Annotated in this window: 7 protein-coding genes; 6 read left to right on the forward strand and 1 reads right to left on the reverse strand. The window is 34.5% G+C overall.

The window, feature by feature from the left end; translation table 11 throughout:
• Positions 1–309: 309 nt before the first annotated feature.
• The 4 genes from F6K54_RS36530 (at position 310) to F6K54_RS36545 (ending at position 4051) form a co-directional block, all read left to right on the forward strand.
• Positions 310–1569 carry a type II restriction enzyme gene (locus F6K54_RS36530; RefSeq protein WP_293088787.1) on the forward strand — a complete coding sequence of 420 codons (1260 nt, stop codon included), beginning with the start codon at positions 310–312 and terminating at the stop codon, positions 1567–1569.
• A 347-nt stretch (positions 1570–1916) separates the two neighbouring features.
• Positions 1917–2120, forward strand: a complete 204-nt coding sequence (locus F6K54_RS36535; RefSeq protein ID WP_293088789.1) for a DUF751 family protein — start codon at positions 1917–1919, stop codon at positions 2118–2120.
• Between the two features lie 701 nt (positions 2121–2821).
• Positions 2822–3217 carry a PadR family transcriptional regulator gene (locus tag F6K54_RS36540; RefSeq protein WP_293088791.1) on the forward strand — a complete coding sequence of 132 codons (396 nt, stop codon included), beginning with the start codon at positions 2822–2824 and terminating at the stop codon, positions 3215–3217.
• Between the two features lie 300 nt (positions 3218–3517).
• Positions 3518–4051 carry a cofactor assembly of complex C subunit B gene (locus F6K54_RS36545; RefSeq protein WP_293088792.1) on the forward strand — a complete coding sequence of 178 codons (534 nt, stop codon included), beginning with the start codon at positions 3518–3520 and terminating at the stop codon, positions 4049–4051.
• Positions 4052–4576: 525 nt separating this feature from the next.
• Here the strand turns inward: F6K54_RS36545 and F6K54_RS36550 are convergent.
• Positions 4577–4915: a DUF3155 domain-containing protein gene (locus tag F6K54_RS36550; RefSeq protein WP_293088794.1), complete on the reverse strand. Its 339-nt coding sequence runs from the start codon at positions 4913–4915 to the stop codon at positions 4577–4579.
• 132 nt (positions 4916–5047) lie between these two features.
• Between F6K54_RS36550 and F6K54_RS36555 the strand changes: the two genes are divergently transcribed.
• Together F6K54_RS36555 and F6K54_RS36560 are read left to right on the forward strand one after the other, a co-directional pair.
• The gene (locus F6K54_RS36555) at positions 5048–5173 is read left to right on the forward strand and encodes a hypothetical protein (RefSeq protein WP_293088795.1); all 126 of its coding nucleotides are present in this window, start codon (positions 5048–5050) and stop codon (positions 5171–5173) included.
• A 69-nt stretch (positions 5174–5242) separates the two neighbouring features.
• Complete coding sequence (locus F6K54_RS36560; protein WP_293088797.1) at positions 5243–6655, forward strand: GAF domain-containing sensor histidine kinase; 1413 nt, start codon at positions 5243–5245, stop codon at positions 6653–6655.
• The last annotated feature ends 736 nt before the right edge of the window (positions 6656–7391 follow it).

Raw genomic sequence — 7391 nt, forward strand, 5'->3', positions numbered from 1 at the left:
CCCTCTTTTAAGGGGAAAAAAAGCGGTCGAGGGATGGCGAGGTCTCGGAGCCATATCCAATCAACCAAGAGAAGAAATAATATTTCCTTATATTCAATTCCGTAGCGGTTTTAACCAGAGGTAATTATCAATTATCCATTATCAATTATCAATTAATGAAATAGAATCCGGTTATACAGTATATGTTTATAATTCTATCCACATTTCAAGCCTTAAATATCCCAAAAAATCCCTCCTGGGAGGGGTTATGGGTGGGTTCCCATATCCTCACACTCCCCACACTTATATAACTGTTTAACCAGATTTGATATGACTAAAAATGATGTAGCATGGGAAAAGTTATTTGAAAAATATCAAATTTTAGAAGAGATAAATAAAAACGGTTTCTTCAAAATAGAAGCATCTCAAATTAATCAGGAACGAGAAAGCAGACTCATGGCAAAATTTGACCATGTTGTTAACTTGCCAGAAATATTTAAAGATAATTGTTTATCTATTTTACCAATTTCTCGTTCTCAATATATTATCGGTCACTTTCATATACATTCACCAGTCAAATATCACTCCAAATTTGAGAGTATTCCTTGGCAGTTTCCCAGAGAAATAGAAACGATAGATTATACTAATTTATATTCTGAAAGTTCGGCATTGCTTTGTGCATTTAATATCGGTATTATTGATGATTTAGTTGGTTCAAAAGCTAAATTTACCGTTTCTGGCAGAATGTCTACTGGAACTTTTGATTTCTACATTAAAAATTCTATTAATAATCAGTCATACTCAATTAATGTGACTAACTCTCAGTGTGAAATAGATGCAGGTTTTGAAACTGATGATTGTTTGATTTTAATCGAAGCTAAAAATTATAAAGTTGAGGATTTTTTAATTAGACAACTCTATTATCCATATAGATTATGGTCAAAAAAAATCACCAAGAGAGTTGTACCAGTATTAATGACGTACTCTAACGATATTTTCAGTTTTTTTGTTTATGAATTTGTAGATATATTAGACTATAACTCTATCACCTTGGTAGAAAATAAAAATTATGCAATTGCTTCAGAAGAAATAAAAAGAAGCGACATAGAATTGCTGCTATATCAGATAAAAATAATTCCTGAACCGCCAGAAATACCATTTCCACAAGCAAATAAGTTTGAAAGATTAATAGATTTAATTTCACTACTATTAGAAAATGATTTGACTGCAGATGAGATTACAGAAAATTATCAATTTGATGAGAGACAAACTTATTACTATACAAGTGCCGGAAAATATTTAGAACTAATAACAAAAAAGGGAAAAACTTTTACATTAACAAACCAAGCCAAAGATATATTTTGTCAAAGATATAAACTTAAATATTTAAAGTTAATCACAAAAATATTGGAACACGAAGTATTTAATCAAGCCTTTAAGCTATCCTTAGAAATTGCCCATATTCCCTCAAAAAAACAAATTATCCAACTTTTGTCTGAAAGTAATCTAAAAGTAGGAGATACAACGAGAGAAAGACGAGCTTCTACTGTCAAAAAATGGATATATTGGATATGGTCACAAATTAACTAATTATACCAATTAAAAAAAAGAATGTTACGAATAATAAGTGCAATAATAAAGATTTTGCCGGAAATGTCCCTTTGATAAAAAAGAGAATTTACGACATAAAAACTGGTATTAGATCTACTCATTCTGACTTCTGAATTCTGAATTCTGGATTCTAAAAAATACCCTAGGTATTTGTAGCAAAAATTTCTAAAATTGGTATTAGATATTAAACTAATATTGTATACAGCAAGGAATGAGTTGCTTAGGACATAGATTGATGACGAATCTTAGACAGAGAAATTATTTTCCCACTGTTGCCTTCCGGAGCTGTTCCCTGCTATTGAGTTAAATTTTTATCAAACAAAACGATGCAAGATTTCTTCAACAATGTGTCTCGCTATCCAAGATACTTTATTACCATTACCCTCGGAATATTCTTTTTTCTATTCGATAAACTTAAGCCACTATTAAATAAACCTGTTACAGCGATCGCTCTGATCGGTCTAATCATTGGGACATTTGTTTTTCTATTCTTAACTCTACAAGCTATGTTAGGTATCAATCCAACTTAATAAATAGTAAAATTCAGGTATTTATGACACTTCTTTGCTACTAATCTGCTATAATGGCGATTTTTTTTATAGCACTTACTAGGGGAAGTAAGGTAAATAGACCCCCTGCAAAATTGAAAGTCAAATAAATTCCTATCCACAAATTCTCAATTTATCTGGCTTTTGACTTTTAACTTTTGACTTACTGATCTAGAAAAAGTCTAATGAGTGGTCAGTCTAATGGTTTGCACGATAGATTGGAAGATAGAGTGAGTGGTTGACATACTCTCCGGCCTGAAAGCACGGATATTCTCCTGAAACCAGGATTCTTGGTTCAATGAGTCCACTTAAATTAAACACCTTGCGACATTTAATCCAGAGATGATTCTCTCCCCAAGCGTTTGCCCTATTCCAAGAGCCTGTTCCCGTATGCCCTACGGTACAGTTCAAACCTCAAAAACTTTGGTTCTCTTGTACTTGTTGCTTAGAGTTTTTCCATGCATAAGCATTTCTATGCAAAACTCCATAACTCTTCTCTTGGTCAGCGTTCCCTTGCGCCTGACGGCGACGCGGGGTCTGACCGCAGTTTTCAAGGTGCGTCTACTGATTAAGTAGCTAGGTTTTTTATAGTGGTTGAATACCTTTCCACTCTTCCTACCATAACACAAAGCTCCCCCCCCCAAAAGGGGGAGGCTTTAAACCCAATTTGGCGGTAAATTCAGATGACTTCTTTTGAGGACATTTATCAATTTTTTCAAAGTCCCCCTCCGGTCTATCTAAACAAAGAATTAGCAGTGTGCTATATCCTATCTGTTTTGTTACAAAGAGACTCTTACGGAACTGAGCTGATTGGCCAATTAGAAAGGGACTACCCTATTTATCGACTTTCTGACACAGTGTTATACGGCGCTCTGAAATTTCTTGAGGATCAAGGCACAATTATTGGCTATTGGAAAAAAGTAGAAGGAAGAGGGCGTCCACGGAGAATGTATCAAGTTATCCCTCAATGGCGGTCTCAAGCTACAGATTTAGTACGGTTATGGTACGAATATACTAATAATGGTCATATTCGGTCTCAAGTTCAACCATCAACCCTTTCATTAATAGATAATGGATAATGGATAGCCCTAAGAGGAATTTGCTGGCAACAGCCTTCACTTTAATTGGTGATGCCATACAGATTCAAAGTGCAAGCTTTGAGTAGGTTAAATGTTGCACTAGGCAGGTGAGGACAATTTCGAGGCTGATTTTGGCCAATAATCCCATTGAGAATGTTTTTGTGCCAATTTTTCAGCCATAAAATCTAAATAGAAGTATAGACCCTAGCTGATATTTTTCATAAAGCAGCTAGTCTTTTTTTTTGTTGTAAACTTATGTAAAAGAGAACACATAAAAAAACCATTCAAATTTAAAATTGTATGAATAATACAGCTTTAGTATCGTCATTTGTACTGACGCTTCTATCTACCATTGGTCTAGTTTTTTTTATCAAAGCATCAGTAAAAAATAGGACTAAAAATCTAAAACTGATAGCTGATCGGGAAGCTGACTCACTTTTACAGCAGCTAAAAGAATATTTTAGCTATCGTGCTTACCGAATTGTTAGTGTTAATGCAGCTGAGAATCAACTAACATTTGAAGGAGTAGTTCGACCTAGTTTGTTTTTGGCATTTTTCTTGACCCTATTAGCTGCAATAGGTTGTTTATGTTTTGGTTTGGCTTTATCGATGTTAGTCCCGGAATATGGCCAATACTATCTATGGCTAGTGCTAGCATCTCCTTTAGCAGGTATTTTTTACTGGAAAAAGTCTAAACGTCCAGAACAAGTGTCTCTAAAGCTAGAAGGAATATTGACTGAGGACTCTCAAGTCAAAAGTTTAATTTCTGTCACAGCTCATAGGGACGAATTGAGAGCTTTACAAACAGCTATGAACTTGAAGCTATACCAATAATCAAACTCAAAGTATAAAAAAAAAGTTATAAAGATAAATTATTTTGATCAGCAACTATATAGTATCCCCATAGGACTTAGATAGTGGCCAAGGTTGTAGCAATTCATTTATTTGTTTGATCGAGGGGATTAATGAAGATGATCGGTAGCAGTAGCGTAGATAGTTAAGAAGGATATTGTGGAGATGGTTTAAACAAAGGTATATCAAAAAACCTGTTGATTTAACTTAGTTAAGAATCAGCCAAACAACAAAATCCCGCTCAAACCAAAAGTTAGAACGGGATAGATTCAAAAAAAATAACTTAGGATTTAACTTCATTGGCAGATGAAAGCTTTAAATCCTAGTTAATTGAGCAAATAAGGCTATCAAATAATACTACTAATAAATTAAATGAAGTGGGAGTACGAGTTCTGTATTACCCACTCACCTACTAAATATTTCAGTAGAAGTTGATATTTGTTGGCGGTCATCAAAAATAAAGGACATTCTTATTTGCCCGTAAAAAACATTCCATAAATGATGTCCTTAGACTTTAATTATACTTGGAGTAGAACTAAATATTTGCTTTTTCTCAGGTGTCTTAGCTTCAGTCAAAACCTTTAAACTAGGAAACAAGAAGTGATTTTCTTCAACGTACTGAGCTCCAAATAAACCTTTTTCAGCCCAAAAGTATCGATCAGTAGTATGCTCATTCCTTCTCACTAAAAGTACAGCAGGGGGAACAATACCTTGTGCATGAATAAATTTACGGGCTGCAGTGACTGGTTTATCTTCGCCACTTTCAATGCTATACTGAGCAACTTGCTCAAGAATTCTGCGTCCTTCTTGTCTACGACGACTTTTGCGCTTACGTCTTCTAGCCAATTTCCTTACCTCCTGTGTTAGCCGATGGGTGTAGTTATGGCTACCAAATTTGATAAGATTATATAAAGTTTAGTTGAAAAACTCAAGTGTTTTTAATATTTTGATACAAAATATACACTATTAGTATAGAGATTGGCCTTAATAAAGTCAGAAGTCAGAAGTCAGAAGTCAGAAGTTGTTTTTGTCACGGAGATTTTGAGTAACCCTCAACGAAGTCAGAAGTCAGAAGTCAGAAGTCAGAAGTCAGAAGAAAGCTGATAGTTAGTTAAAATATTTAGAGTCCAAAAAAAAGTCCATATCTAGGGGGAAGTCCCACAAGTAGCTCTAATGCTAATGCCAACCAGTACAGAATTTATTAGACTTTGTAGAACGCAAATAGCCCTTGTATCTAGTTGGGGTGCGTGCTTGAGTATAGTTTACTTGACAGAAAAATTAGTAGAAGGAGGTAAAGCTAAACTAATTCCCATTATTGCATACCCAGAAAAGTTTGAGAATGGGGAAGCCACTTCAGTCTTAAAAACAACCTCAGAAATACAAACATTAGGCGATATTCCGAAACTATCAGCAACAACCTTAACCACAGGGACAAATACTTGGCTCTTAGAAGGAAGTACTGACAGCACAGAGTCAGACTATAAATGGTCTGAAAGTCATCCTTGGCAACAACGTCAAATAGTTTTACCTTTAATCCATGATGGGGTAGTAATGGGATTACTGGTAACAGCAAGAGAAGATCGGCCATGGAATCAACGCGAAACAACTCAAATTCAACAAGTAGCTCATACTATTGCCATAGCTTGTATATTAGATCGACGTTCTCAATGGTTAAAGGAACAATTTCAGCAACAGCAACAGCTACAAGCCCAGCAGTATGATACGATACACGATGTGTTGCATCAGTTGAAAAGTCCATTAACTGCACTACGAACTTTTGGTAAGTTATTACTGAAAAGATTTTTGCCTGAAGATAAAAACTGGAATATTGCTAATAGTATTTTACGGGAGGGCGATCGCCTCAGAGAGTTAATAGAAAAAATTGATGAGACTGTCGAGGTTGGGGAAGAAATTTTGAGTATTTCTGGGGAAAGCGAGCATCTTCAAACTACAACTGAAAATGACAATGTAATAGATTATTATACAGAAGTTAATAGAGAATTAAAATCATTACCACTTTTGCCAGAGTCTAATTTCTTAGAGTCAGTTTCAGTACAAGAAGTTTTGGAACCTTTATTAGTTTCTGCAAAAGCAATTGCCGATGAGCGTGATATAGATTTAGAAGTAGATTTTCCTGAGAATTTACCTATAGTACAAGCTAATAATAAAGCTTTGCGAGAAGTTTTAAGTAATATTATTGATAATGCTTTGAAGTATACTCCAGCAGGGGGAAATATTTATATTAAGTTAACAACTTCAGCTCCACAAACAGATGATTATCAATCAGTTAAAAATGAAATAGAAGGAATGCTAGCAATAGCTATTAGCGATACGGGTTATGGTATTCCATCACAAGATCTAGAACATTTATTTGAACGAAACTATCGGGGTGAAAAAGCTAAAACGGATATTCCAGGAACAGGATTGGGATTAGCCATAGCTCTTGATTTAATACATACAATGAAAGGAAAGATTCAAGTATATTCTCCTGTAGTTCCTCATTGGCTGTCCCATGATTTACAACAGCAAGATGCCATAATTAATAGTGGTACTACAGTGGTTTTATGGTTACAAGCACTAAGTTAAGATTGGTCTTTTCAGTTATACATAGTAATTTTACTGTTGGTTTAACTTGGAGATTAAACGTTACCTATTGATTGGTCTCTTCACGATGAATAAAATAGGGCTATTGTAATAACCCAGTTGCATTTGAGGAAAAAAGTTTTATTATGGAAGAGTACAGACACACTCTGAACTTTTACAAAAGGAATTAAAAACCTTTGTAAGTAAGTTTAACAATCCTACAATCCACTCCTTAGTCGGAGCGTAGGAAATATCTAGGGAGTTAGTACATCAGGAGCATCTAAAAGTTTAACCTCTTGCTTGATTCTTCAGCTGGAATTTTACCTTAATTTAGGTGGGGAAGGAAAATTTACGCTGTTGAAATATACAGGGATATAATTATCCCAAAACCTGGCAAGGGGTTTTTTTTATGTGAAGAAGGAAGAAGTAAGAAGGAAGAAGGAAGAAGTAAGAAGTAAGAAGTAAGAAGTAAGAAGGAAAAGTATTGCTTTGTCTGAGTTTTAAACTTTTGCTCTATCCCACATTCCGCACGTCAACTTGTAACATCAAAAGTAGTATATAATTTCTATTATTGGTAAATATTTATACTGTATAAATTATACCATTTTGAAAAAAGAATGTTACGAATAATAAGTGCAATAAAAAAATTTTGCAGGAAATGTCTCTTTGACAAAAAAGAGAATTTATGACCTAAAAACTGGTATTAAATCTATTCCCATACGACTCCTGACTCCTGACT

It is taken from the genome of Okeania sp. SIO3B5, from assembly GCF_010692555.1.
In the GTDB taxonomy this organism is placed as follows: Bacteria; Cyanobacteriota; Cyanobacteriia; order Cyanobacteriales; family Microcoleaceae; genus Okeania.

What these genes read in the sequence shown, in the direction of transcription:
- F6K54_RS36530 (WP_293088787.1), top strand. Translation starts at nt 310, where the DNA reads ATGACTAAAAATGATGTAGCATGGGAAAAGTTATTTGAAAAATATCAA.
- F6K54_RS36535 (WP_293088789.1), top strand. Translation starts at nt 1,917, where the DNA reads ATGCAAGATTTCTTCAACAATGTGTCTCGCTATCCAAGATACTTTATT.
- F6K54_RS36540 (WP_293088791.1), top strand. Translation starts at nt 2,822, where the DNA reads ATGACTTCTTTTGAGGACATTTATCAATTTTTTCAAAGTCCCCCTCCG.
- F6K54_RS36545 (WP_293088792.1), top strand. Translation starts at nt 3,518, where the DNA reads ATGAATAATACAGCTTTAGTATCGTCATTTGTACTGACGCTTCTATCT.
- F6K54_RS36560 (WP_293088797.1), top strand. Translation starts at nt 5,243, where the DNA reads ATGCTAATGCCAACCAGTACAGAATTTATTAGACTTTGTAGAACGCAA.